General features: G+C 69.4%; 25 protein-coding genes. 11 read left to right on the plus strand and 14 right to left on the minus strand.

Annotated features, from left to right (window positions below):
• Positions 1-211: 211 nt before the first annotated feature.
• Both OG246_RS10955 and OG246_RS10960 read right to left on the minus strand, forming a co-directional pair.
• Positions 212-1,327, minus strand: coding sequence for an NlpC/P60 family protein (locus tag OG246_RS10955; RefSeq protein ID WP_266459399.1), 1,116 nt, complete (start codon positions 1,325-1,327; stop codon positions 212-214).
• A gap of 186 nt (positions 1,328-1,513) precedes the next feature.
• Complete coding sequence (locus OG246_RS10960; RefSeq protein ID WP_266459402.1) at positions 1,514-2,332, minus strand: class I SAM-dependent methyltransferase; 819 nt, start codon at positions 2,330-2,332, stop codon at positions 1,514-1,516.
• A gap of 269 nt (positions 2,333-2,601) precedes the next feature.
• Here OG246_RS10960 and mshA point away from each other — a divergent pair, with 269 nt between their 5' ends.
• The 3 genes from mshA to OG246_RS10975 all read left to right on the plus strand — a co-directional run bounded on the left by mshA (position 2,602) and on the right by OG246_RS10975 (position 6,270).
• Entirely contained in the window at positions 2,602-3,939 is a 1,338-nt protein-coding gene (gene mshA, locus OG246_RS10965; protein WP_266459404.1) for a D-inositol-3-phosphate glycosyltransferase, read from the plus strand.
• Positions 3,932-4,432 (plus strand): YbjN domain-containing protein, encoded by a 501-nt coding sequence (locus OG246_RS10970; protein WP_266459406.1) that lies wholly within the window; start codon positions 3,932-3,934, stop codon positions 4,430-4,432. Before mshA ends, OG246_RS10970 begins: the two co-directional genes overlap by 8 nt.
• 137 nt (positions 4,433-4,569) lie before the next feature.
• Positions 4,570-6,270, plus strand: a complete 1,701-nt coding sequence (locus tag OG246_RS10975) for a glycosyl hydrolase family 28-related protein (RefSeq protein WP_266459408.1) — start codon at positions 4,570-4,572, stop codon at positions 6,268-6,270.
• 1 nt (position 6,271) lies between these two features.
• On the opposite strand, the gene OG246_RS10980 is transcribed toward OG246_RS10975, so the two are convergent.
• Together OG246_RS10980 and OG246_RS10985 are read right to left on the minus strand one after the other, a co-directional pair.
• Complete coding sequence (locus OG246_RS10980) at positions 6,272-6,919, minus strand: class I SAM-dependent methyltransferase (protein WP_266459411.1); 648 nt, start codon at positions 6,917-6,919, stop codon at positions 6,272-6,274.
• A gap of 38 nt (positions 6,920-6,957) precedes the next feature.
• On the minus strand, positions 6,958-7,788 hold the full coding sequence (locus OG246_RS10985; RefSeq protein ID WP_266459414.1) for an AraC family transcriptional regulator: 831 nt from the start codon (positions 7,786-7,788) through the stop codon (positions 6,958-6,960).
• A 50-nt stretch (positions 7,789-7,838) separates the two neighbouring features.
• On the opposite strand from OG246_RS10985, the gene OG246_RS10990 reads away from it, so the two are divergent.
• A complete protein-coding gene (locus tag OG246_RS10990; RefSeq protein ID WP_266459418.1) occupies positions 7,839-8,294 on the plus strand; it encodes a DUF2000 domain-containing protein in 456 nt (151 codons plus the stop codon).
• A 48-nt stretch (positions 8,295-8,342) separates the two neighbouring features.
• Here the strand turns inward: OG246_RS10990 and OG246_RS10995 are convergent, their stop codons facing one another.
• The 3 genes from OG246_RS10995 to OG246_RS11005 form a co-directional block, all read right to left on the minus strand.
• Positions 8,343-9,314, minus strand: a complete 972-nt coding sequence (locus OG246_RS10995; RefSeq protein ID WP_266459421.1) for an N-acetylmuramoyl-L-alanine amidase — start codon at positions 9,312-9,314, stop codon at positions 8,343-8,345.
• A gap of 168 nt (positions 9,315-9,482) precedes the next feature.
• The gene (locus tag OG246_RS11000) at positions 9,483-9,986 is read right to left on the minus strand and encodes a hypothetical protein (protein WP_266459423.1); all 504 of its coding nucleotides are present in this window, start codon (positions 9,984-9,986) and stop codon (positions 9,483-9,485) included.
• Between the two features lie 131 nt (positions 9,987-10,117).
• Entirely contained in the window at positions 10,118-11,377 is a 1,260-nt protein-coding gene (locus OG246_RS11005; RefSeq protein WP_266459425.1) for an MFS transporter, read from the minus strand.
• 148 nt (positions 11,378-11,525) lie between these two features.
• Between OG246_RS11005 and OG246_RS11010 the strand changes: the two genes are divergently transcribed.
• A complete protein-coding gene (locus OG246_RS11010; protein WP_266459427.1) occupies positions 11,526-12,287 on the plus strand; it encodes a phosphoglyceromutase in 762 nt (253 codons plus the stop codon).
• A gap of 408 nt (positions 12,288-12,695) precedes the next feature.
• Here OG246_RS11010 and OG246_RS42755 read toward each other — a convergent pair whose 3' ends face one another.
• The 3 genes from OG246_RS42755 to OG246_RS11030 form a co-directional block, all read right to left on the minus strand.
• A complete protein-coding gene (locus OG246_RS42755) occupies positions 12,696-13,988 on the minus strand; it encodes an ice-binding family protein (RefSeq protein WP_323178288.1) in 1,293 nt (430 codons plus the stop codon).
• Between the two features lie 719 nt (positions 13,989-14,707).
• Positions 14,708-14,917 (minus strand): hypothetical protein, encoded by a 210-nt coding sequence (locus tag OG246_RS11025; RefSeq protein WP_266464383.1) that lies wholly within the window; start codon positions 14,915-14,917, stop codon positions 14,708-14,710.
• A 230-nt stretch (positions 14,918-15,147) separates the two neighbouring features.
• A complete protein-coding gene (locus tag OG246_RS11030) occupies positions 15,148-15,648 on the minus strand; it encodes a hypothetical protein (protein WP_266459430.1) in 501 nt (166 codons plus the stop codon).
• Positions 15,649-15,783: 135 nt separating this feature from the next.
• Between OG246_RS11030 and OG246_RS11035 the strand changes: the two genes are divergently transcribed.
• Positions 15,784-16,530 carry a PHB depolymerase family esterase gene (locus tag OG246_RS11035; RefSeq protein WP_266464086.1) on the plus strand — a complete coding sequence of 249 codons (747 nt, stop codon included), beginning with the start codon at positions 15,784-15,786 and terminating at the stop codon, positions 16,528-16,530.
• A gap of 44 nt (positions 16,531-16,574) precedes the next feature.
• On the opposite strand, the gene OG246_RS11040 is transcribed toward OG246_RS11035, so the two are convergent.
• From OG246_RS11040 to phoU, 3 genes are all read right to left on the minus strand, one after another.
• Complete coding sequence (locus OG246_RS11040) at positions 16,575-17,522, minus strand: SMP-30/gluconolactonase/LRE family protein (protein WP_266459432.1); 948 nt, start codon at positions 17,520-17,522, stop codon at positions 16,575-16,577.
• Between the two features lie 181 nt (positions 17,523-17,703).
• On the minus strand, positions 17,704-17,856 hold the full coding sequence (locus tag OG246_RS11045) for a hypothetical protein (protein WP_266459435.1): 153 nt from the start codon (positions 17,854-17,856) through the stop codon (positions 17,704-17,706).
• Between the two features lie 175 nt (positions 17,857-18,031).
• A complete protein-coding gene (gene phoU / locus OG246_RS11050; RefSeq protein WP_266459438.1) occupies positions 18,032-18,733 on the minus strand; it encodes a phosphate signaling complex protein PhoU in 702 nt (233 codons plus the stop codon).
• Positions 18,734-18,970: 237 nt separating this feature from the next.
• Between phoU and OG246_RS11055 the strand changes: the two genes are divergently transcribed.
• Positions 18,971-20,245: a cell wall metabolism sensor histidine kinase WalK gene (locus OG246_RS11055; RefSeq protein ID WP_266459440.1), complete on the plus strand. Its 1,275-nt coding sequence runs from the start codon at positions 18,971-18,973 to the stop codon at positions 20,243-20,245.
• Positions 20,242-20,922, plus strand: coding sequence for a response regulator transcription factor (locus OG246_RS11060; RefSeq protein ID WP_009340348.1), 681 nt, complete (start codon positions 20,242-20,244; stop codon positions 20,920-20,922). The genes OG246_RS11055 and OG246_RS11060 overlap by 4 nt, the downstream gene beginning before the upstream one ends.
• A gap of 90 nt (positions 20,923-21,012) precedes the next feature.
• Here the strand turns inward: OG246_RS11060 and OG246_RS11065 are convergent, their stop codons facing one another.
• Positions 21,013-21,678 carry a DUF461 domain-containing protein gene (locus tag OG246_RS11065; RefSeq protein ID WP_266459442.1) on the minus strand — a complete coding sequence of 222 codons (666 nt, stop codon included), beginning with the start codon at positions 21,676-21,678 and terminating at the stop codon, positions 21,013-21,015.
• 645 nt (positions 21,679-22,323) lie between these two features.
• Between OG246_RS11065 and OG246_RS11070 the strand changes: the two genes are divergently transcribed.
• The 3 genes from OG246_RS11070 (at position 22,324) to ispF (ending at position 24,446) form a co-directional block, all read left to right on the plus strand.
• A complete protein-coding gene (locus OG246_RS11070) occupies positions 22,324-22,806 on the plus strand; it encodes a CarD family transcriptional regulator (protein WP_006380568.1) in 483 nt (160 codons plus the stop codon).
• Between the two features lie 358 nt (positions 22,807-23,164).
• A complete protein-coding gene (gene ispD / locus OG246_RS11075) occupies positions 23,165-23,935 on the plus strand; it encodes a 2-C-methyl-D-erythritol 4-phosphate cytidylyltransferase (RefSeq protein ID WP_266459444.1) in 771 nt (256 codons plus the stop codon).
• The gene (ispF, locus tag OG246_RS11080; protein WP_266459446.1) at positions 23,925-24,446 is read left to right on the plus strand and encodes a 2-C-methyl-D-erythritol 2,4-cyclodiphosphate synthase; all 522 of its coding nucleotides are present in this window, start codon (positions 23,925-23,927) and stop codon (positions 24,444-24,446) included. The genes ispD and ispF overlap by 11 nt, the downstream gene beginning before the upstream one ends.
• Positions 24,447-24,809 lie beyond the last annotated feature (363 nt).

Genomic DNA, 24,809 nt, shown 5'->3' on the forward strand with positions numbered 1-24,809 from the left:
CCGCATCCTGTAACGCACTTGGACAGGACGGGGCTCCGACAGGGATGACGAAGGTCACGTCACCGAGGTTGCGCGGCGAACACAACCGTGCGCTGTGTCACGTGGGACAGGTCACTCCGGACAGGCCGCACCGAGTAGGGCAATTCGGGCAGTTCGCTGGTCAGGGTGGACACCGGCATCGCCGTGCGAGTCACGGGTCACGCGTCACGCGTCACGCGTCCGGACGTACGACCCCCAGGATCGGCATCGAACCCGCGCCCGCGATCGTCACCGTGCGCCCGGGCCGGGGAGCGTGCACCATGGCGCCGTCGCCTATGTACATCGCGACATGGCTGGCGTCGTCGAAGTAGATGATCAGATCGCCGGGGCGCATGTCCTTGATGTCGATGCGGGTGAGCTGTTTCCACTGCTCCTGCGAGGTGCGCGGAATCCCGTCGCCGGCGGACGCCCAGGCCTGGGAGGTCAGCCCCGAGCAGTCGTACGTCTTGGGGCCCTCGGCGCCCCACTCGTACGCCTTGCCGATCTGCGCGGTCGCGTACGCCACGGCCTTCTTGCCCTGCGCGGACGTCTCGCCGCTGCCCAGGGTGACGCCGGAGTTCAGCCAGGTCGTCTGCGCCTGGTACGCGGCCTCTTCCTCCAGCTTCGCCAGCCGCGCCTTCTCGTCCGCCTCCAGCTGGGACTCCAGCTTCTCCGCGGCCGCGATCTGCTGCTTGACCTTCTTCTTGGCCTCGTCCTTGGCCTCGCGGTTGGACTCCAGCTTCGTCCACTGCGCGGAGGCGTCCTTCGCGTACTGCTCCAAGTCCTGCTGGGTGCGCGTCATCTCGGCGAGCAGGCCCTCGGTCGCGTGCTCGCCCTGGCGCACCCGGCCCGCGCCGTCCAGGAACTCCTGCGGGTCCTCGCTCAGCCACAGCTGCGCCTCGGGCGTCAGCCCGCCACTGCGGTACTGCGCGCGGGCCGCGGCGCCCGCGAGGTCCTTCAAGTCGTCCAGTCTCTCCTGGCCCTCGACGATCTCGCGGGCCAGTCCGACGATCTGGGCGGACTGCTCCTTGACCTTCTCCTCCGCCGCGTTGTACGCGTCCGTCGCCACCGCGGCGGAGTGATAGAGGGTGTCCAGCTTCGTGCGTACGGCTTCAAGCTCCTTGTTGCTCACGGAGGTTGGCGAAGTGGGGGGCAGCGACAGATCCGGACTCGTCGTCCGGGTCGATGTCGGAGTCGGTGTCGGGCTCGCGTACGCCGGGCCGGATGTCGCCAGTACCGCGCAGGCACAGGCGCATGCGCAGGCCAGCGCCATGGTCACCGTGGTCAGGCTCCGCTTGCCGGATCCCATTTCCCCGCCCCCAAACTGATTGACCGTCAGTAACTTACGGACGCCCCCGGGATCGTGCCATGTCGGCGCGCAACACGACAGAGGCGAGCAAGAACTCCCTTTCCCCCTCCTCGCCCCGGCAAGACGATCTCCCCGTGATCTCCCCGCCTGTGTGACGAACGGCTCACACCCATCGTTCCCCGCAGGTCACGCCCGGGGAGCCAACGCCTCCCAGCGCAGCGTCACTTCGCCCTGCCGCCAGCGGGATATGCCGTCCGTCACCGGCCAGTCGGCCGTCAGGTCGCGGACCGCCCGGATCCAGCGCTGCCGGGCGCCGTACGAGGCGTAGGGCGCGGCGGCGGCCCAGGCACGGTCGAAGTCGCGCAGGAACGCGTGCACAGGCTCGCCCTGGACGTTGCGGTGGATGAGGGCCTTCGGGAGGCGCTCGGCGAGGTCGGACGGGCGGTCCAGGGAGCCGAGTCGGGTGGCGAAGGTGACCGTGCGCGGGCCCTCCGGGCCGAGTGCGACCCAGACGTGCCGGCGCCCGATCTCGTCGCAGGTGCCCTCGACCAGCAGGCCGCCCCGCGACCCGGTCGAGGGGTCCGCCGGTGCGAGGCGGGCGCACAGACGTGCCCAAACGGCGGCGACCTGCTCCTCGTCGTACTGCCGGAGGACGTTGGCCGCCCGGATGAGCTGGGGGCGGCCCTGCACCGGGACCTCGAAGCCGCCGTGCCGGAAGACCAGCCCCTCGCGCTCGTACGGGTGCGCGGCCGCGACCCGGGACGGTTCGATCTCGACGCCCACCACGCGCGTGCGTGGAGCGACGGTACGCAGGCGCTGGAGCAGTTCGACCGCGGTCCAGGGTGCGGCGCCGTAGCCGAGGTCGACCGCGACGGGGTCGTCGGCACGGCGCAGTTCGGCTCCGTGGGTGGCCGCGATCCAGCGGTCCATACGGCGCAGGCGGTTGGGGTTGGTCGTCCCGCGCGTCACTGTTCCCACGGGGCGGGACGCGGCGTGGGCTGTCATGCGTACGAGGGTATGCGGGCGCGGCGGAGGCCGTGCGGGCCTGTGGATAACCCCCAGAACCCGCGAGAACCCGCGAGAACCTGGACGACTCGGATGGCCCCGATGCCCCCGGCCGCCCCACGGCACGCAAAAGATCCTCGAACGGTTGAGCGAGTGGGGGTAATGATTCGGCAAAGAGGAAATGGAGCGGACGGATCCGGCGTTCTCCCTCTCTGGAGGGTGTCCCACATCCTCCGGCAGGCATGCCCGCAGCGAGGAGGAACCGCCACGTGAGCCAGTACGTCAGCAGGCTCGGGCGTCGCTCCCCGGCGGCGTCCGGCCGCCTCAGGCTGCACCGCAGGCCCCGTCGCGTCGCGATGCTCTCCGTGCACACCTCGCCCCTGCACCAGCCCGGAATGGGTGATGCGGGCGGCATGAACGTGTACATCGTGGAGCTCGCCCAGCGCCTCGCCGCGATCAACATCGAGGTCGAGATCTTCACGCGCGCCACCACGGCCGCCCTCCCGCCGACCGTCGAGCTCGCCCCCGGCGTCCTCGTGCGCCATGTCGACGCGGGCCCCTACGAAGGCCTCGCCAAGGAAGACCTCCCGGCCCAGCTGTGCGCCTTCACGCACGGCGTCATGCAGGCCTGGGCGGGTCACCGGCCCGGCTACTACGACCTCGTGCACTCCCACTACTGGCTCTCCGGCCACGTCGGCTGGCTCGCCGCCGAACGCTGGGGCGCCCCCCTCGTGCACGCGATGCACACCATGGCCAAGGTCAAGAACGCCGCGCTCGCCGAGGGCGACACCCCCGAGCCGGCCGCGCGTGTCATCGGTGAGACCCAGATCGTGCGCGCCGCCGACCGTCTCATCGCCAACACCGCCGAAGAGGCCGACGAACTCGTACGCCACTACGAGGCCGACCGCGGCAAGGTCGCCGTCGTCCACCCGGGCGTCAACCTCGACCGCTTCCGCCCCGCCGACGGCCGCGCCGCCGCGCGCGCCCGCCTCGGCCTTCCGCAGGACGCCCTGATCCCCCTCTTCGCGGGCCGCATACAGCCCCTGAAGGCCCCCGACGTGCTGCTGCGCGCGGTCGCCGTCCTGCTCGACGAGCGTCCCGACCTGCGCTCGAACATCGTCGTCCCCGTAGTGGGCGGTCCCAGCGGCAGCGGCCTCGCCAAGCCCGAGGGACTGCAGAAGCTGGCCTCGCGGCTGGGTATCGCCGACGTCGTGCGCTTCCACCCACCCGTCGGGCAGGAGCAGCTCGCGGACTGGTTCCGGGCCGCTTCGGTGCTGGTCATGCCCTCGTACAGCGAGTCGTTCGGGCTGGTCGCCATAGAGGCGCAGGCGGCAGGTACGCCGGTACTCGCGGCCTCCGTCGGCGGGCTGCCCGTCGCCGTCCGCGACCAGGAGACCGGCTTCCTGGTGAAGGGGCACGATCCCGCCGCCTACGCGCGCGTGCTGCGCGATTTCGCGGACCACACCGACCTGTCCGCCCGCATGGGCGGGGCCGCCGCCCGGCACGCGATGGGCTTCGGCTGGGACACCTCGGCCGCGGCCACGGCGGACGTCTACACGGCCGCGATGCAGGAACACAGGCGTCGCGTACGCTCCCACCATGGCTGATGTACGGCAGGCAGCACAGGTCATCGAGGGGGTCCTCAAGGACGCCGAACTCGACTGGGAAAGCCCCGGGCCCGGCAATTTCGTGGTGAAGCTCCCCGGAACCCGGAAGCTGTCGACGACCGTCTCGCTGATCGCCGGCAGGCACTCGCTGTCGATCAACGCCTTCGTGATCCGCCACCCCGACGAGAACGAACCGGGTGTGCACCGCTGGCTCCTGGAGCGCAACCTCAAGCTGTACGGGGTGAGTTACGCGATCGACTCCCTCGGTGACATCTATGTCGCCGGGAAGCTGCCGCTGGCCGCGGTCACGCCGGACGAGATCGACCGCCTGCTCGGCTCGGTCCTGGAGGCCGCCGACGGCTCCTTCAACACCCTCCTCGAGCTCGGTTTCTCCTCCGCGATCCGCAAGGAGTACGCCTGGCGGGTGTCCCGCGGTGAATCGACCCGCAACCTGGACGCGTTCAGCCACCTGACCCAGCGTCCCGCCAACTGACCTCCGTCATCCGCTAATCAAGCGCTGCACGACCCCTTCCCCGCCTGAGGTCCCCGTGGCATGCTCACCGCCGACGCAGACATGAACGTCGTTTACATCCATGAACTTCAGCTGAAGTCGACGGAAGGCGGGCGGGTATGGGCAACCAGCACATGGGGGTCAGCAGACGCGGCCTGCTCGGCAGCGCCATCGCCGTGGCCGCCGCAGCCGCGACCGGCGGTACCGCGACGGCCGCAACGCCCGCATCCCAAAGGGCATCCCAGGGGGCATCACAGCGGGGCGAAGTCCCCGCTCTCTGGCACGAGTTCACCCGCACCCCCTTCACCCACCCGCAGATCCCGTACGTCGGCAGGGCCGGCTACCGCGCCGGGGCAGCGCGCTTCCCCCGCCGCCCCGTGGTGGCCGACGTACGCGACTACGGAGCCGTCGCGGACGACGGGGCCACGGACTGCGCCCCCGCGATCAACCGTGCCATCGCTGCCGCCGGAAAGGCCGGCGGTGGCACGGTTCTCATCCCGCCCGGCACCTTCCGCATCGACGACCTGATCCGCATCGGGTACTCGAACGTCGTCCTGCGCGGCGCCGGCAGCGGCGTGACGAAGCTGTACGCGACCCGGAACCTCACCGAGCTCATCGGCGTCTACGGCTCCCGCTACGGCGGCGACAAGTCGTCCTGGTCCTGGGCCGGCGGCCTGATCTGGCTCTGCCCGACGGACCGCTTCACGACCCTCACGACCGCCATCAAGGCCAAGGCATGGCCCTTCGAGGGCTGGACCGGCAACAAGCGCGACGAGTGGCAGACGCTGACGACCCTCGCACCGGCGCGCCAGGGCTCCCGGTCGGTGCGCGTGGCGGACCCCGGGAAACTGAAGCCCGGCCAACTAGTCCTCCTGCGCCTCGCCGACGACGCCGACCACACGCTCCTGGAGCACATGTCGGGCGGCGGCCCGGGCACCGAGGCGTACGTCTGGGACGACAAGACGAAGCTGACGAGTTACGTCCCCTACGAGTGGCCCGTACGCATCGCGCGCGTGCAGGGCGAAAAGGTCACCCTGGAGAGGCCACTTCCGCTGGACGTACGCCCCGAATGGGACCCGCGGCTGACCACGCACGTCGAGCCGCTGACGGGCTCCGGCGTCGAAGGCCTCACCCTGGAAGCGGTGGAAACCCCGCAGAGCCCCCACCTCCTGGACAAGGGCTACAACGGCGTCACCTTCCAGTGTGCGTACGACTGCTGGGCCGACGACGTGGTCGTACGCCACGTGGACAACGGCTTCGGCCTGGTCGCCGCCTCCGCCTGCACCCTGCGCCGCACACGCGTGACGGGCCGCGGCGCGCACCACCCGTACTTCTGCCGCGAGGGCTCGCACGACAACCTCGTCGAGGACTTCACCATCGAGCAGCGCACGGTCCCGGCGCCCGCCGGAACCCAGCTCCACGGCATCAACGTGGAAGGCCTCTCCTCGTACAACGTCTGGTCCCGCGGCGACATGAAGATGGGCACCTTCGACTCCCACCGCGGCCTGCCGTTCGCCAACGTCCGCACCGACATCACGGTCGACAACACCGGTACGCACGGCGGCGACTACTCGGCGGGCCCGCTCTTCGGCGCCCGCTTCACCCACTGGAACATCCGCGTCACCAACTCCCGCGCCGGCCTGATGAAGATCGACGGCCTCGCGCCCCACAGCGCAACGGTCGGCATCAACGAGGTGACGGAGTTCGGCCAGATCGACATACCCGACTTCACCGGCGACCTCCACGCGCGCGTGGAGCTGTACGGGACGACGGACGTCGTACGCCCGCGGAACCTGTACGAGGCTCAGCGGGCCTTCTGACTCAGTGGAGGGCGTCGTACCCGACGAAGGTGAACATCCGCTCGCCGGGCGGCAGTGGGCGGGGCTCGCCGGTGTACCGGTGGGCCCCGACGGCGAATCCGAGCTCGGGGTCGGAGACCCACAGCCGCTCGAACCCGCGCTCCTCCAGCCACGCGCACACCTGCGGGACCAGGTCCCTCGTGACCTCGATCTGCCGGCTGCGCGTCCACACCAGCGTTCCGCCCGGCCGGCACAACATGGTGCAGTGGTCGATCGCGCGCTCGACGTCCGCGTCGGCGAGGTTGCCGAGCACGCCGCAGAGCAGCACCAGATCGGCGGGCGCCACGCGCGCGTAGTGGTCGGTCAAGGAGGCGTCCCCGACGACGACTTCGACCTGCGTCAGCCCGGCGGCCTCGGCCGCGCGCACGGCCGCCTGGGCGTTCTGCTCATCCAACTCGACGAGCCGCGCCCGGACATCGCCGCGACGCGGGTGTTCGGCGAGTACGCCGATCAGGTCGCGCCCCTGTCCGGCGCACAGGCTGATGACCGTGAGCGGTCCCGGCGGAGCCTCGTCGAGGGCGAGGCGGACGCGCTCCTGGACGAGCGCGAGGCGCTGTTCGAGCCAGGAGCCGGGAGTGTCGTACGCGGCATGCCATTCGTGCCAGTCCATGCGCGGGAGCCTACGGCGATCACCGGAGCCCGCGGAATTCAATTGTTTCCCGACCGCGCGTACCGCCCCGGGGGCACTCCCACCAACTTCCTGAAATGGCGGGTGAGATGGGACTGGTCGAAGAAGCCGGTCGCCGGTGCCACCTCGCCAGGCGGCCGTCCGTCGAGCAGCAGGCGGCGGGCGCGCTCGACGCGGCGGGACATCAGGTACTGGTGCGGGGCTATCCCGAAGGCCGCGCTGAACGCCCGTACCAGATGGGCGGGATGGGCCTGCAGGAGACGGGCGGCCTCCTCAAGGGCGATGCCTTCGACGAGCCGTGCGTCGAGGAGTTCGCGCAGCCGGTGGGCGAGGGTGCGGTCGGGGCGCGAGGGCTCTCCGGGCAGGTGGGGCCGCAGATGCCCGCGCAGCCGTTCCCCCACCAGGGTCAGCCTGCTCTCGGCCTCCAGCTCGTCCCCGGGATGCGCGAGCGCGGTGTGCAACTGCCCCACGCGGCGCCGCAGTACGGGATCCACCAGGTCCGGCGCGTCCACCGCGGGCCCGATGAGGCTCTCGTCGAGTCGGCTCAGGTCCAGATACAGGACGCGCTTGCGGAAGCCGTCCTCGGTGACCGGGGAACCGTTGTGCGGGACGTACGGCGGCAGCAGCGAGACCGTGTCGTGCGGGGTGCCGTGCTCATGCCGGTCGAGGTCGTACCGTACGGCCCCGTCGTCGACGATCAGCAGCGTCCACGCCTCGTGCACATGCATCGGGTACGCGTACTCGGTGTAGTGGGCGTGGAACACCTCCACGACACCCGGGACGCGCGGGCGCCACGCGGAGATCTCCCGCTGGGGGCGCGGGGGACGGTGCTGCGGGCGCTGCGGGGCCATGCAAAGAACGTACAAGACGTCGTCGTACGGACGTCGGCAGTCTCGATGGCATGAGCACCGAGACCCCTGCCGACAACGCCGCGGACAACGCCCCCATCCGTTTCGACACCAAGATCGCCGTCCTGCTGCGGGACGACCTGGAGCCCTGGCAGCGACTGAATGTGACCGCTTTCCTGGTCAGCGGCCTGGGGGCGACGGTTCCCGAGGTGATCGGGGAGCCGTACGCCGATGCGGACGGCGTCCCCTACCTGCCGATGTTCCGACAGCCCGTACTGATCTTCGAGGGCTCGAAGGAGACCCTGACCGCCGCGCACGGCCGGGCCCTCACGCGGGTGCTGCCGCGAGCCGTCTTCACCTCCGACCTGTTCGCCACCGGCAACGACCGGGACAACCGCACGGCCGTGAAGGCGGTGCGGACCGGGGATCTGGACCTCGTGGGGCTCGCGGTGTACGGGCCGCGGAACGCGGTGGACAAGGTGCTGAAGGGGGCGCGGATGCATCCCTGAGGCCCCCTGGGTCCTTAGGCGACGCACTGCCTCGGGCGACGACCTGCTTCAGGCGACGACCTCGAACAGCCCGCTCTGCGAGCCGAGCTTGCTGAGGGAGATCTTGCCGGGGATGCCGTTGGCGTCGGCGCCGTCGTAGCCGAGGTGGCGCTGCCACTTGGCGTAGGCGGCGATGGTCTTCGAGCCGAAGGAACCGTCGCCGGCGTAGGTCTTGGCGAGGTAGCCGAGCTTGACCAGGGCGGCCTCGGTGAGGTTCGTCCCCGCCATGTAGCTGACGTGGCCCTGCTTGGCGGCCGGGTCCTTCTTCGCGGCGCCGATGAGACGGGACAGGTCGACGCGGGGCTTCGAGGCGGTACCGGTGCCGGGCTTGGTGGGCTTCGCGGGCTTGGTCGGTTTGGGGATGCCCGGCTTGGCCGGAGTGGTCTTGATGGGTGTGTCCGCGAGCTGCTTCTTCACGTCGGACCGGAAGTCGTCCATGTCGAAGCTGGGGTCGACCTTGCCGGGCTGGACCTCCTTGTGCCCGGCGATCGACTTCTCGGACCAGCCGTGGGCCCGGCACAGGGCGGCGGCCCACAGCACGGCCTTGCGGTACTGCGCGTCCGGGTACGGGTCCTTGCCGTTGCCGCGGTTCTCGATCTCCAGGCCGTACAGGACATCGTTGCCGTCGGCGTTGGCCTGGTTGTCCTTCGGGAGCGTGGTCTCCTCGCGCAGCGCGTTGAGGACGTCGAGGTCGACGGAGCCGGCGTGGTTGGCGCGGCCGTTTCCGATCAGCCACAGGCCGTCGGTCTTGCCCAGCCAGGCGTGGCAGAGCGGGCCGGGGAGGTCGGACCTGCCCTTGAAGCAGAGCTCTCTGTCGTCGTGTCCCGCCGTGTGGTGGATCAGTACGCCGATGACGGGGCCGAACTTCTTGCCCGTCGCCGAGTCGCGGTTGTGGGTCTTCCAGCCGGTGTGCTCGTGGACGGTGAGGCCTTCGGCCTTCAACGCGGCGAGGGTCTCAGCGGCGGTCAGCGGTGTGGCCATGGCTGTGTTCCTTTCGGGGCGGCGCGGTCATCAGGCGGTCGTGCGGGTGCGGGTGCGGGTACTGGTGGTACTCGTCCCGGGCCGTAAGTGTTCAGCCCGGGACGGGAGTTGAGACGCGGGTGCCTGGGAGTCGAGCCATGTCGTGTGCACCGCTCAGCATTGCGGAACCTATGCGCCGCGCGGGGCGAAACCGGTCCACTGGCCACCCCTGTTGTCACCGCCCGGACGGTGGCCCGGGCGGTGGTTCGCCAGCCACACACCGCGGCCCAGCGCCCACAGCAGCAGCCCCGCCACCACCGGACCGCCGAAGACGATGACGAGACCGGCCCCGATGTTGGCGCCGATCACACCGGCCGTCAGCACCCGCCAGCCCACTCCGACCAGCAGCCCCGCCATGACCAGCGGAACCAGAACCCCCCACCAGCGCTTGTCCATCCCGCCGCTCCGCGAGGCACGTACGAGCAGCGTCGCGCCGGCTCCCGCCAGCACCAGGGCGACCACGCCGAGCACGGTGTCCAGGCCGTCCGGGACCCCCAACGGCTGGAAGGCGTAGTCGAGTTGGGACGCCGGAAGCTCTCCGGAGTTCTGCTGGCCCAGCAGCCCCCACGCGGCGACCGGTACGGCCGTGACCAGTACGGCGGCGGCGGACAGAAGCGTTCCTCGGTTCGTCATGTGCCCAGCGTGGCGGGGCGGGGGAGGGGTGGCATGAGCACGCGTACTCAGCCGCTGCGGGCGGAGCACTCAGGTGCGCGCGCCGTACCGACTCCGAGCGCGCGCCCCGTCCCCCGCTCGCCCCCGCGTCCTCACGCCGCGCTGACCTCGGTCTTCGCGGTGACGGGCGCCGGAGTGGCCCACTCGCCCTCCGCCGGAAGCCGCCGCATCAGCACCCCGTACCCGACACCCGCCACCGTCCCCACCACCGCGCACAGCCCCCACAACCACTCCGCGCCGAAGCGGTCGATGACCAGGCCGGACATCAGCGGCGCAATGAGCGCGGCGAGCGCCCAGGACAGCGTGTACATGCCCTGATAGCGGCCGCGGCCGTGCACCGGGGAGAGCCGGACGACGAGCCCCGTCTGGGTGGGCGCGTTGACGATCTCCGCCAGGGTCCACACGCACACGGTGAGCGCGAAGACGCCGACCGACCCGGCGAAGGCGGTGAGCCCGAAGCCGTACCCCGCGAGGAGCGAGGAGACGACGAGCAGCCGCTTGGGATCCCGGTGCTCGATGAAACGGGTGACCGGGATCTGCAGAGCGACGATGAGTACGCCGTTGACGGCGACCGCCATGCCGTAGTCGGCCGGGGTGAAGCCCGCCTGGCCCATCGCGACCGGGAGCCCGACGAACCCCTGCTGGAAGACGAGCGCGACGAGGAACGACAGCCCGACGACGCTCATGAAGCGCCGGTCGCGCAGCACGGTCCCGAGCCCGACACCGTCTTCGGCCGCGGCTTCCTTGACGCTCTGGACCGGCCGTGACTCCGGGAGCTTCGCGAAGACGACGAGCGCGCAGACGAGGGTCATGCCGGCCTCGATGAGGAAGCCCGCGAGGTAGCTGAACTCGGCGATGAAGCCGGCGGCCATGGAGGAGACTGCGAAGCCGAGGTTGATGGCCCAGTAGTTGAGCGAGAAGGCCCGCACCCGGTCCTCGGGCCGCACGATGTCGGCCATCATCGCCTGCACGGCGGGCCGCGAGGCGTTCGAGGCCATCCCCACCAGAAACGCGACCGCGGCGATGGCCACGGGGTGCTGCATGAAGCCGAGCAGCGCGACTGAGAGGGCCGTGGACACCTGCGCGATCAGCAGCGTGGGCCGCCGCCCGAGCCGGTCGGTCATCACCCCCGCGCCGAGCGAGGAGACGACGCCGCCGAGGCCGTGCAGAGAGGCGACGAGACCGGCGTACGAGGCGGAGTAGCCGCGGTCGAGCGTCAGGTACAGGGCCATGAACGTGGCGACGAAAGCCCCGAGCCGGTTGACGAGGGTGCTGGTCCACAGCCACCAGAACTCGCGGGGGAGCCCGGAGACGCTCTCGCGGACGGCGCGTCTCATGACGGCGAATGACATCGGGACCCCACGGAGTAAGCGGCTCGGGCAGTGAGCGCAACTTACAAATGTGCAGCCCTGCCCGGCCACTCAATTAACAGATGCCGTCAACTGTCCGGCTTCCGGGCAGGCGCGCGAGGTGACGAAGCCTTCCATTACGCTCGGACGCATGGCCGACGCACCGTACAAGCTGATCCTCCTCCGCCACGGCGAGAGCGAATGGAACGCGAAGAACCTGTTCACCGGTTGGGTGGACGTCAACCTCAACGAGAAGGGCGAGAAGGAGGCAGTGCGCGGCGGTGAGCTGCTCAAGGACGCCGGCCTGCTGCCCGACGTGGTCCACACCTCGCTCCAGAAGCGCGCGATCCGCACCGCCCAGCTCGCGCTGGAGTCCGCGGACCGCCACTGGATCCCCGTCCACCGCTCCTGGCGCCTGAACGAGCGCCACTACGGCGCCCTCCAGGGCAAGGACAAGGCCCAGACCCTCGCCGAGTTCGGCGAGGAGCAGTTCATGCTGTGGCGCCGCTCCTACGACACGCCGCCGCCGGCCCTCGAGGACGGCACGGAGTTCTCCCAGTCGGGCGACCCGCGCTACGCGTCCATCCCCCCGGAGCTGCGCCCCCGCACGGAGTGCCTGAAGGACGTCGTCCTCCGCATGCTCCCGTACTGGTACGACGGCATCGTCCCCGACCTCCTCACCGGCCGTACGGTCCTGGTCGCGGCCCACGGCAACTCCCTCCGCGCCCTCGTCAAGCACCTCGACGGCATCTCCGACGCCGACATCGCAGGCCTGAACATCCCCACCGGCATCCCCCTCTCCTACGAGCTGGACGCCAACTTCAAGCCCCTCAACCCGGGCGGCACCTACCTCGACCCGGACGCTGCGGCGGCGGCGATCGAGGCGGTCAAGAACCAGGGCAAGAAGAAGTAAGCAGAGCTGAAGAGGCCCCCTACCTGCGGGTTGTCCGCTGGTAGGGGGCTTGTTGTTGTGTCTGGGCCGTCAGGTGCGGCGACGTTAGCTGTGCCGATGGGCGCGATGGGCACGTTGCGGGGGCCACTGCTCGCTCCCGGTTCGTCATCTGATCGTCCCGGCTGATCGTCCATGACTCGCCTCGGGCTTTGGTGAGTGCGCTGAGGAGCGATCCGTACAACTCGCGGCGCGCCTGTCGCCACTCAGCAACTGCGGCACGTCTGTCCCGTCGTGACTCGAAGGGCCCCACCGTTCACGGCGGGGCCCTTCGACGTTGTCCGTCTCGTTTTGAGTAAGGGACGTCCTCCCGGAGGGACGCCCCTTACTCAACTCGCTTTTCTCCTCAAGAAGATGAGGCCGTGTTTTCGCTCAGCCCTCGCACGTGGCCCGCGTCTTACCCGGCCCGCCCTTGTCGTGCTGCTCCCAGGGGGGAGGACCGTCGTGCTTGGGGCAGGGGGGCTTACCGCCGTGCTCCTCATGGTCTCCGTGCTCCCCGTGCTCCCCGTGCTCCCCGTGCTCGCCGTGGCCACCCTCAGGTCCCACAGGACCCTGCGGCCCTTCAGGGCCTTGAGGTCCGGTGTCTCCCTTGGGGCCCTCAGGTCCGGTGGGGCCGACAGGTCCGGTGGGGCCGGTGGGGCCTACAGATCCGGGAGGCCCGGTGGGCCCGGTGTCCCCCTGGGGACCCTCAGGTCCGGTGGGACCTACAGGTCCGGAGGGGCCGACAGATCCGGTGGGACCGGTGGGACCGACAGGTCCGGTGGGGCCGGTGGGGCCTACAGATCCGGGAGGCCCGGTGGGCCCGGTGTCCCCCTGGGGACCCTCAGGTCCGGTGGGACCTACAGATCCGGTGGGGCCGACAGGTCCGGTGGGACCGGCAGGCCCGGTGGGGCCAGTCGCGCAGGTCGGCGACGTGATGACGTTGGTGTCCAGCGTTACCGCGCTGGTCAGCGCCAGGGCTCGGCCCTGGATCTCGGCGCCGGTCGTCAACGAGATGGATTCCTGGGCCAGGATCGTGCCCACGAACTTGGAATCGGTCCCGAGGGTGGCGGAACTGCCGACCTGCCAGAACACGTTGCAGGGCTGCGCACCGTTGACGAGGATGACGCTGCTCGCCGTAGCGGTGGTCAGGGTCGATCCGGCCTGGAAGATGAAGACGGCGTTGGGGTCACCCTTGGCATTGAGCGTGAGGGCTCCGGTGAGTCCCATCGATGTCGTGGCCGTGTAGACGCCGGGTACCAGTACTTTTCCGCCGAGGTCGTCCGTAATGGCAGCCCCGGGTCCCCGGCCGGCCGCGTTGGTGTAGGCGATGCCCAGATCCGCCTTCGCCGTAAGGGACTCGCCGTTGGAGATGTTCAGGTCGCCGAAGATCTGTCCGGGGCCGGAGGGCGTCGACGACGAGAAGCCCGTCACCGAAGAGCCCGGATCGAGCCCCACGTCGCCCTTGATGACGGAGGGGCCGGTGTTGGTGACCGTTGAACCGGCCAGGATCGCGTAGGTCTTGGCAGTCCCCAGGTCAACAGGGGCTTCTGCGGCCTGCGCGGTGCCCAAGGCCACAGTGGCCGTGGCCAGCAGTACTACTCCGGGCACCAGCGCGAAACGCGCCTTGAGCCGGCGATGTATACGGATTTTGCCTGGCGGCGGGGACGATGTGGCCGCTGTCATGGACTGACCTTTCTTGTCGCCGTTGAGCTCAGTCGCCCCGACACAAGGGGATCCCCGATCCCCGTAGCGAGTTCCGGTCGGGCCGGAAGCCGCGTCTCGTGTCGAGGTTCCGCGGAATCAGCCGAAAACAGAGGAACGCTGGGGCGGGCACCTGCCGATGAGGTGACGAGCCGTTATTGACCACTCAAAAGCTAGCAATAGCCTCATAAAGCACATACAGATAAGAGGCCAAAAGGGGGGCGGGAGTGCGTAATTCACCCTGCCGGTCGTGTCGGTGCTTGATTCCGAGCCATCGGCTCGTTCTCGGGGAGGGCCGGGTCACCGGCCGGATCATGGCGGTGCCGGTGGGGGTACAGCGAGGCACACGCGCGCCTGCTCGGTCGGCGCACCCACCGTCGTGGCTGACTGTCGTGGGCTGAGGCGCAGGCCGACCCGAGCGCACCTCTTAGCAGATGTGCCTGGTTACCCGCCTGCGGCCGGCACTTTGAGGATGCGCATCCACTCCATAGCTGGGCCGTCCCTGGGCCGTCCGAGGCTGCTCGACAGGGACCAACGACGACCAATGACGACAGCTCGGCCGCACACGGCACCCGCCCTGAGCTGCGAGATCCCAGCTCACCAAGATCCCCGACAAGACCCAGGGCAAGAAGAAGTAAGCAGAGCTGAAGAAGCCCCCTGCCTGCGGTTTCTTCGCTGGCGGGGGGCTCGCTGCTGTGCGCTCAAGCCGCAACCGTGGCCAGGCTCTGGAACGCCCGGGTCGTGCGAGGGTGGGCGATCTCGTCCAGAAGGTGTCGCCAGTCGGGGTCGGTGACATCCGGGTGGGCCAGATCCCAGGCGGCGAGCAGCGGGGCGAGGTCGCTCTCGTGGGGGATCTCGGACGGGTGGACGTCCATCGTGGTGCTCGTCTTGGCGGACAGCAGCGACTTCATGGTCGTTTCCTTCCGGATGGGGGCTGCGAGCCTTTGGGATCCGTTGGGTTGAACGATGCCGTGGTGCGCTTGCCGGAACCATGGAGTGCCCCACCGAATCAAGGGTGTGGGTGGCTGCACCCCGGGAGGGCTGCTCTCCCCCCTGTCGCGGTGAATTGGGGGACGTCGGTGCGTCGTCGGCGTGACCGGGAACCGTGGCGGAGAGCGTGACCGGGAACCGTGGCAGAGAGTCAGGCCCTACCCGCACGGCGGGATGTCGTCGGTTTCAGGTCGTCCCGCATCAGTTGCTGGAGGGCTTCCAGGCTTGTGAAGAAGGGCCGAATGACCTGTTGGTACTCGGCGGATTCGACGCCGACAGGCTGTTCGGCAAGCAGGTCGCGGGCGATTCGGAGTTGGTCGTAGACCGGCTGTGCGGCTCTGTAGATGTGATCCGGGGCGGAGATGGCCAGTTCCCGGAGCACCGATTTGGCGTCGCTCTGCTGCGGATCGTTGTGGAACGCGTCGTGGACGGCCTGCCGGCGCACGGCGTCCGGTTGTTCGCGGAATGCCACCACCACCATGCGGCTGTGCGCCTGGGCCAGCGACATCAGGAAGCGCACATAGACAGCACGCTTGGTGTCGGTCCATTGCTGGTTCTGCTCGCGACGGGAACGGAACACGTCCGCGACCACCGTCGCCCCCACCCCGAAGACAGCGCCGAGTGCCGCAACCGCGAGAGTCCCCCACTCCATGGCGCGCAGCGTACGCGAACCCGGCTCCCGGGCCCCCGCCTCCGGCGTCCTCGGAGCAGGGACCCTTTGCTGTGAAGGGGTGCCCCTCGCTGTGCCGGCGCCCCGTACGGCACGGACGCCGAGACCGGGAAGTCCCTGCAGTACAACCTCTTCGTGCCGAAGAACTACGACAGGACCAGGTCGTATCCGATGGTCCTCTTCATGCACGACGCCGGCACGGTCAGCTCGAACCCGCTGATCACGCTGACGCAGGGCCTCGGCGCGGTGGTGTGGGCGAGTCCGACGGAGCAGGCCAAGCACGAGTCGTTCGTGCTCGCACCGCAGTTCACCGGCGAGGACGAGGGCAGCGACGGCAACACGACCTACCTCAAGACCATCAAGGGCCTGATCGACTCGGTGACGGGCAAATACAGCATCGACACGGGTCGGCTCTACACCACCGGCCAGTCCGGCGGCGCGATGACGTCGAGCGCGCTGGACTTCAACTACCCCGACCTGTTCGCCGCATCGTTCCTGGTGGCCGGCCAGTGGGAGGACCTCGACGCCGTCAAGCCGCTGGCCGAGCAGAAGATCTGGGCCGTGGTCTCGCAGGGCGACACGAAGGCGTACCCGGGCATGACCGGGATCATGGACACCCTGGCGGACGAGGGGGCGAAGATCAGCCGTGCCGTGTGGGACGGCCAGTCGACCGTCTCGGAATTCGCCCCCCTGGCCGCCGAGATGAGCGCCAAGGGCACCCCGGTCAATTTCGTGGCGCTGAAGAAGGGCACGGTGGTGTGGCCCGGCCTGTCGGACGACAGCGGAAGCAACCACATCTGCACCTGGCGGGCCGCATACACGATCGAGGGCATCAGGGACTGGCTCTTCCAGCAGAAGAAGTGAGCCAGGTCCCGAAAAAACGCCGGGCCACACACCGAGCCATCCGGTCAGAGGGAGACAGCCACCGCGTTGAACGTCGTGTCAGGCAGCTGCGGGCTGGTGAAGCGGGCGTTGACGAGGTAGAGGCGGTTGCCGAAGCGGGCGGCGGTGGTGGGGACGTCGAAGCGCGGGTCGGTGATCGTGCGGCGCAGGGTGGCGGTGGTCGCCTTGGTGTCGAGGTCGAAGACGGTGACGATGTTGAGCCGGTTCTGTACGACGTACAGGGTGCGGCCGATACGGACGAGGCCGTCGCCGTTGACGACGGTGTCCGCACCGACCAGCGTGATCTTGGTGGCGTACCCGGTCTTGACGCTCACGTTGTAGAGCACGCCCGGGCTGCTGCTGACGACGATCAGGCCGCGGCCGTCGGGGGTGCCGACGATGCCGTTGGCGTTGTTCACGTTCGGGGTCTGGACCCAGGCGCCGGTGAGCGGCAGGGCGCGGACCGCTCCGTCGCGGCCGCGCGGTACGCCGTAGAGCACTGCGTCGCGCGAGTCGGTGAACCAGGCGCGGTCGCCGAGCAGGATGACGTCGTTGATGAAGTGGCCGGTCGCCTCGGTCAGTTGGTGCGTGGTGACCAGTTCGCCGGTACGGGAGTCGTGGATCCGCGCGATGCCGGTGCTTCCGGCGATGTAGAGCAGGCCGTCGTCGTCCAGCTTCAGGCCGACGGAGACCAGGCCGGTGCCGCCCGCGAATAAGACCTTGCCCTCGCCCGTGCGCAGGTCGGTGCGGAGGACGGCGCCGTTCGCGCGCGAGCCCATGTACGCGTACGGCTTTCTGCCGATGGTGATCCCCTCGGGGAGGAAACCGTCGGGGAGCGGGAACTCGGTCGGCCACGAGGCCTGCGGGGCGGCGGCGCTGGCCGTGCCGGTGCCTGCCGTGACCGCGAGTGCGGCGAGGGCGCTGCCGCCGAGAACGGCGCGCCGGGACGGCTGGGTGCGGTGGTTCCGGGTCATGGTTCCAGGCCTCCGTGAAGAGTGGGGGTGGGACTCAGAGACTCCAACTCGCTTAAGGGTTCTATGAGTTCGCAACGGACCGCCACCTTCCGGGGTTCCCCGGCGCACTCTCCGCGGGACAACGCGAAGGGGCCCCGTCACGATGACGGGACCCCTTCGGTGTACGTACGTGTCTACCCGGTCAGCCGCACTGGCAGGGATTGCCGGACTGGCATCCGCACCCGCACCCCGAACCGCAGCCGCAGGCGCCGAACAGTGGAAGGTTCTTGATCTCGGCGGGCTGCTGGGTGTCGCTGTCCTGTGTGGGGTCGGGCGTGCTGGGGGAATCGGCCATGGGTCCCTCCTTCAGGCACGAGGTGTGCGAGGCACGCTGCACCGCACAGCTCCTGTCGCCCATTTCATGCCCACTCCGGCGGGTGCATCAACGGCGCACGCTCGGCGCACCGAGGCTCGCACGCGCCCCCGGAGTGCGGGAGCAAGATCCCCACAGGCAGGTCACCCCGCCGGGATCAGGCCCCTTCGACCCCCGTCACCGGCTGGATGTCGGGCTGGATGTCCGGCTGGAGCTCGTCCGCGTGCTCGCCCGTCACGAGGAACACGACGCGCTTGGCGACGGACACCGCGTGGTCGGCGAAGCGCTCGTAGTAACGGCCCAGGAGGGTCACGTCCACGGCGGTCTCGATGCCGTGCTTCCACTTGTCGTCCAGCAGGTGCTGGAAGAGCGTGCGGTGCAGCAGGTCCATCTCGTCGTCGTCCTGCTCCAGCTGGAGCGCGAGGTCGACGTCCTTGGTGATGATGACCTCGGCCGCCTTGGCCATCAGGCGCTGGGCGAGCTGGCCCATCTCCAGGATCGTGGCGTGCAGGTCGTGCGGGATGGCCCGCTCGGGGAAGCGCAGCCGGGCCAGCTTCGCGACGTGCTGGGCCAGGTCGCCGGAGCGCTCCAGGTCGGCCGACATACGGAGCGAGGTGACCACGATCCGCAGATCCGTCGCCACCGGCTGCTGGCGGGCCAGCAGGGCTATCGCCCGGGCCTCCAGCTCGTGCTGAAGGTCGTCGACCTTCTCGTCGGCGGCGATCACGCTCTCGGCCAGCTTCAGGTCGGAGTCGAGGATGGCCGTCGTGGCGCGTCCGATCGCCGACCCGACGAGCCGGGCCATCTCGACCAGGCCCTCGCCGATCGAGTCAAGTTCCTCGTGGTACGCGTCCCGCATCAGGTTGTCCCTCTCTCACGTCAGCTTCGGGGGTCCGGGGGCTGGACCCTGACCATCGGAAATAGCCACCGAGCAGGCCCCGTGAACCCCACGCTCCCACGTTCGGGCTCGTACGCGTCCGTTTCAGTCACCCCAAATGAACCATCCCTGGCTCCTGGGTGAACTCTGGGCGACGAGTGTTCGAGGTCGCACCCGGATGGCTGTGGCCTGGCGTGACGACATGCCTAACCTGGGGGCATGGACGTGAACGCGGCGGTCGCCGCAGCGGCAGCGATCGCCGGAGTGCTTACCGGTGTCATCGCCATGCTGGCGTTCCGCTGGAGCGAGCGCGACCAGAAACGCCCTACCCGCACTTCGCTGCATACGGACCCAGTGCTTCCGCCCGGCGTGGACACGGTCCTTTCCGTGCTCCGCTCCTCCGCCGTCGTACTGGACGAGGCGGACGCCGTGGTCAAGGCCAGCTCCGCCGCGTACGCCCTCGGGCTGGTCCGCGGCGGCAAACTCGCCGTCGAACCGATGCTCCAGATGGCGCGTGACACCCGTCGTGACGGGGAGATACGACAGGTGGAGCTGGATCTGCCGAGGCGGGGAACGGGACGCGGGGAAGCCCTCGCCGTCTCCGCCCGGGTGGCGCCGCTGGGCTCCCGGCTCGTACTCCTCCTCGTCGAGGACCTCACCGAGGCCCGGCGCATCGAGGCCGTACGACGCGACTTCGTCGCGAACGTCAGCCACGAGCTCAAGACCCCCGTCGGCGCGCTCAGCCTGCTCTCCGAAGCTGTCATGGACGCTTCCGACGACCCGGAGGCGGTGGAACGCTTCGCCGGCCGGATGCAGATAGAGGCCACCCGGCTCACCAACCTCGTACAGGAGCTCATCGACCTCTCCCGGGTCCAGAACGACGACCCCCTCGAGGACGCCGAACCGGTACGGGCGGACGAACTCGTCGCCGAGGCGATCGACCGCTGCCGCCACCAGGCCGGTGCCAAGCAGATCACCATGGCCGCGGGCGGCACCGCCGACCTGAGCATCTGGGGGAACAGGGGCCAGCTGGCCGCCGCCCTCGGAAACCTCGTCGAGAACGCCGTCAACTACTCGCCCGCCCGCACCCGGGTGGGCATAGCCGCGCGCCGGGTGAACGCGCCCGGCGGAGACCTCATCGAGATCGCCGTGACCGACCAGGGCATCGGCATCTCCGAAAAGGACAAGGAGCGTGTCTTCGAGCGCTTCTACCGCGTCGACCCGGCCCGTTCCCGTGCCACAGGCGGTACGGGGCTGGGGCTCGCGATCGTCAAGCACGTGGCGGCCTCGCACGGCGGGGAGGTCACGGTGTGGAGTTCCGAGGGACAGGGCTCCACGTTCACCCTGCGGCTGCCGGAGGCGGGCCCGGCCCGCGACCGCGTGACCACACACCACATGCCCGGACTCGACGAAGAGGACGAGCAGCCCACCGACGGGACGACCACCGTCACATCCCCGTATGACCCGCTTCCTGCCCCGGAGGTCCTTCCGTGACCCGTGTGCTCGTCGTCGAGGACGAGGAGTCCTTCTCCGACGCCCTGTCGTACATGCTCCGCAAGGAGGGCTTCGAGGTCGCCATCGCGACCACCGGGCCCGACGGACTCGACGAGTTCGAGCGCAATGGCGCCGACCTCGTCCTCCTCGACCTGATGCTGCCGGGCCTGCCCGGCACGGAGGTCTGCCGCCAGCTGCGCGGCCGCTCCAACGTTCCGGTGATCATGGTCACCGCCAAGGACAGCGAGATCGACAAGGTCGTCGGGCTGGAAATAGGGGCCGATGACTACGTCACCAAGCCCTTCTCCTCCCGCGAGCTGGTCGCCCGCATCCGTGCCGTGCTCCGCCGCCGCGGGGAGCCGGAGGAGGTCACTCCGGCCGCCCTGGAGGCCGGGCCCGTCCGGATGGACGTCGACCGCCACGTGGTCACGGTCTCCGGCTCCAAGGTCGACCTCCCCCTGAAGGAGTTCGACCTCCTGGAGATGCTCCTGCGCAACGCGGGCCGCGTCCTGACCCGCATGCAGCTCATCGACCGCGTGTGGGGCGCCGACTACGTCGGTGACACCAAGACGCTCGACGTCCACGTCAAGCGCCTGCGCGCGAAGATCGAGCCGGACCCGGGGGCGCCCAGGTACCTGGTCACGGTGCGCGGTCTCGGCTACAAGTTCGAGCCGTAAACCGACACCGATACCGAGTCCGTACGTCGACTGCTGACGCACGACGAAGGGCGGCACCCCTCGGGGTACCGCCCTTCGTGCGTGCGTGGCTCAGTGGGCGGCTGCGGAGACCGAGGCCGAGGCCGCGTCGGTGGGCGTACCCGACACGGATTCGGCCGGCGACTCCGAGGCCGAGGCGGACTCCGAGGCCGACTCGGACGGCTCGGTGCTCGCGGTGGCCGTGGCCTCCGGCGTCGCGGGCACGTCGCTCGGGCCCCAGCCGGTGAAGTAGCTCTCGGCCGGGATGACGAACGCGCGCAGGTTCACGTCACCCGTCTGGCTGAAGGTGAAGGTGATCTTCTGGGCGTTGCCGTCCTTGATGGCGTCATTGCCGCTGGCCAGCACCGCGGCGGCGTTGCCCTTGCCGCCGAGGATGACGTAGCCGCCGGCCGGGATCGTCAGCTTGCCGGAGCCCTCGGCGGGCTTGATCTCGGCGGTCTTGCCGCTGTCGGCGACGGTGATCGAGTCCAGCGTCTGCGCGGTGTCACCGTTGTTGAACACGGTCGCGGAGATCGCGGCAGGCCCCGTCGCCTCCAGGTCCGGCTGGGTGATGACGACAGCGTTCTGGATCTTGATGTCGCCGACGGAGGTCGCGGCGTTGTCCGGCTTCACTTCCAGGGTCTGAGCGTTGTTGCCGGCGGCGCACGCGGCGAGTGAGGCAATCGAGAACGCTAGGGCGGCGGCGGCGAGAGCGCCGCGTCGAAGGCTGCTGCTCACGGCTGCGGCAACTCCTTGAACGTGGGCGAAGCAGGACGGCTCCGTTGTAAAGCCGCCCTAAGGGTCTGTCAGCGGCCTTAGGTTACCGAGCCGTTCCTGAGCTACCGCACCCGACCCGCCCCTACGCACCGACGGGCTCCCGTGCGCCGTGCGCGCGCCCCGTCCGTCGCACCCGCCTCTTCCGTCTCTTCGGCTACTTTGAGCCCGCACTCGGCCGTCACTCGTCCGTCATTCACATAACTCCCACCGACTGCCGCTTGCGGATTTCGCGCAAGGAATGTCCGGCGGTCCAGAAAAATTGATCATCGGTAGATCATCGGCAGTTCACCGAAGGCCGTGATCAATTCCGGATTCGTCTCGTACCCGACTCCGGACATCGAACGGAGTAGCGGAAGTCGATCTCTTGGGGCCGGACAAAACGGGACGTTAAGACCCTGGTCAGGGGCTTCCGGTGTGTGTAACGTGCGCGTTTCACTTCCCCTGGACAGCCGCCCCGACCTGCGAATACCCTCTTCCGCCCGCCTCTCGCAGCACGTTCCTGTTGCGGTTGTCAAGCCCCGAGATATGCCCTGACCTGCGAAAACGCCATTCAGAAGCTGCCGTTTCCGTGTTACCCTGGATAGCCACGGAAGGGGTACCTGTCACATGACGTTCAAGGTTGGCGACACCGTGGTCTATCCCCATCACGGGGCCGCGCTGATCGAGGCTATCGAAACTCGCCAGATCAAAGGCGTGGACAAGACCTACTTGGTGCTGAAGGTCGCTCAGGGCGACCTGACGGTGCGTGTGCCAGCGGACAATGCGGAGTTCGTCGGCGTGCGTGATGTGGTCGGTCAGGAAGGGCTGGACCGGGTCTTCGAGGTGCTGCGTGCGCCGTACGCCGAGGAGCCCACGAACTGGTCGCGCCGTTACAAGGCAAATCTGGAGAAGCTCGCCTCCGGCGATGTCATCAAGGTCGCGGAAGTCGTACGTGACCTGTGGCGTCGTGAGCGCGAGCGTGGACTCTCCGCCGGTGAGAAGCGCATGCTCGCCAAGGCCCGCCAGATCCTGGTGAGCGAGCTCGCTCTCGCGGAGAACACGAACGAGGACAAGGCCGAGGCCCTGCTCGACGAGGTTCTCGCGTCCTGACGCCGGCAGTCGCCGAGACGGAAATCGTCCCGACGTATGCAACCGCCGAGACGGTAGTCGTAGCCGTCTTGACGTACGCGTAAGTCTGCGCAGTTCAATTTGAGATGCGTGCAATGAAATGCCGCGGTGCCCGATGACGCATTAGCTGTCGCCGGGCGCTGCGGCATGTTCGTACCCGCACCCGGTCCGGGAACCGGAACTGCACGGTGCCAGAATTACCAGAGCCCCGCGCACTTGGTGTGCCGGGCCCGGGCAGCTGCCTCGACCAGATGTCACGGAAGGGTCCGGTCAAGGCGTCGCGCCCGGCACGCTGTGGCCATACCCACCTCGGCCGAGCACACAAACCTGACAGGAACCGATGTCTGACGATTCGCGTCCCTCGCCTTCGGAAGCCGCCATCCCTCCGGGCCTCCTTACCGCGGCCGTGATTCCGGCCGCCGGCCGGGGCGTGCGCCTCGGTCCGGGCGCACCCAAGGCGCTCCGCGCACTGAACGGCACGCCGATGCTCGTCCACGCGGTCCGCGCGATGGCCGCGTCCCGCGCCGTCTCGCTGGTCGTGGTCGTGGCCCCGCCCGACGGCGCCGCAGAGGTGAAAACCCTGCTCGACGCGCACGCACTGCCCGAGCGGACCGACTTCCTCGTCGTCCCCGGCGGAGACAGCCGCCAGGAGTCCGTGAAATACGGCCTCGACGCGCTGCCCCCCGGCATCGACATCGTCCTCGTGCACGACGCGGCCCGCCCCCTCGTACCCGTCGACACGGTCGACGCGGTCATCGAGGCCGTACGGGACGGCGCCCCCGCCGTCGTACCGGCTCTGCCGCTCGCCGACACCGTCAAAGAGGTCGAGCCCGCGACCGTCCCCGGCGCGCCCGAGCCCGTCGTGGCCACGCCCGAGCGGGCCCGGCTGCGGGCCGTGCAGACTCCGCAGGGGTTCGACCGGGCCACCCTCGTACGGGCCCACGAGACCGTCACCGACAACGTGACCGACGACGCCAGCATGGTCGAGCAGCTCGGGCTGCGGGTCGTGGTCGTGCCCGGTCATGAGGAGGCGTTCAAGGTGACCCGGCCGCTGGACCTGGTGCTGGCGGAGGCGGTTCTCGCACGGAGGAGGGCCAACGATGGGTTCTGAAGCGTCCGACGTCCGGCTGCCGCCGGGGGGTCCGCTGCTGCCCCAGGTCGGTATCGGTACCGACATCCACGCCTTCGAGGACGGGCGTGAGCTGTGGTGCGCCGGGCTGTTGTGGGAGGGGGAGGGGCCCGGGCTCGCGGGGCACTCCGACGCGGACGTCGTCGCGCACGCCGCGTGCAACGCGCTGTTCTCCGCGGCCGGGCTCGGTGACCTCGGTGCGCACTTCGGTACCGGGCGGCCGGAGTGGTCCGGGGCGTCGGGCGTGACGCTGTTGACGGAGGCTGCCCGGATCGTGCGTGCGGCCGGGTTCGTCATCGGCAACGTCGCTGTTCAGGTGGTCGGGGACCGGCCGAAGATCGGCAAGCGGCGGGACGAGGCGCAGAAGGTTCTGTCCGACGCGGTGGGGGCGCCCGTGTCGGTTTCCGGGGCGACCACCGATGGGCTCGGGTTTCCCGGTCGGGGTGAGGGGCTGATGGCGGTGGCTACGGCGTTGGTGGTGCGGGTGGGTTGACGGGTGGGTTTTTTCGCCCCCTCCGCCCCTACCCGTCCCTTGTTCCTGGGGCTCCGCCCCAGACCCCGCTCCTCAAACGCCGGAGGGGCTGAATCTTCCCCCGGCCGGAGCTGAAATCTTTCGCCCCGGGCGGGGGAGATCTTTTAGCCCGTCCGGCGTTTGAGGACGAGCGCGTCAGCGCGACAGGGGGGTCTGGGGGCGCAGCCCCCAGGAACGGGACGGGTAGGGGCGGAGGGGGCGAAAACCGCTGTACAGGCGCGAACCCGCTCCGACGGAGTCAGCTGTCGGCCTCGTATGTCACGAATACGTGCCCCATGGGCCAGAAGGGTCGCGGGGCACTACCCACCGCCCACTACCCTGGAG

Origin of the sequence: Streptomyces sp. NBC_00620 (genome assembly GCF_026341825.1) — a bacterium.
GTDB lineage: Bacteria > Actinomycetota > Actinomycetes > Streptomycetales > Streptomycetaceae > Streptomyces.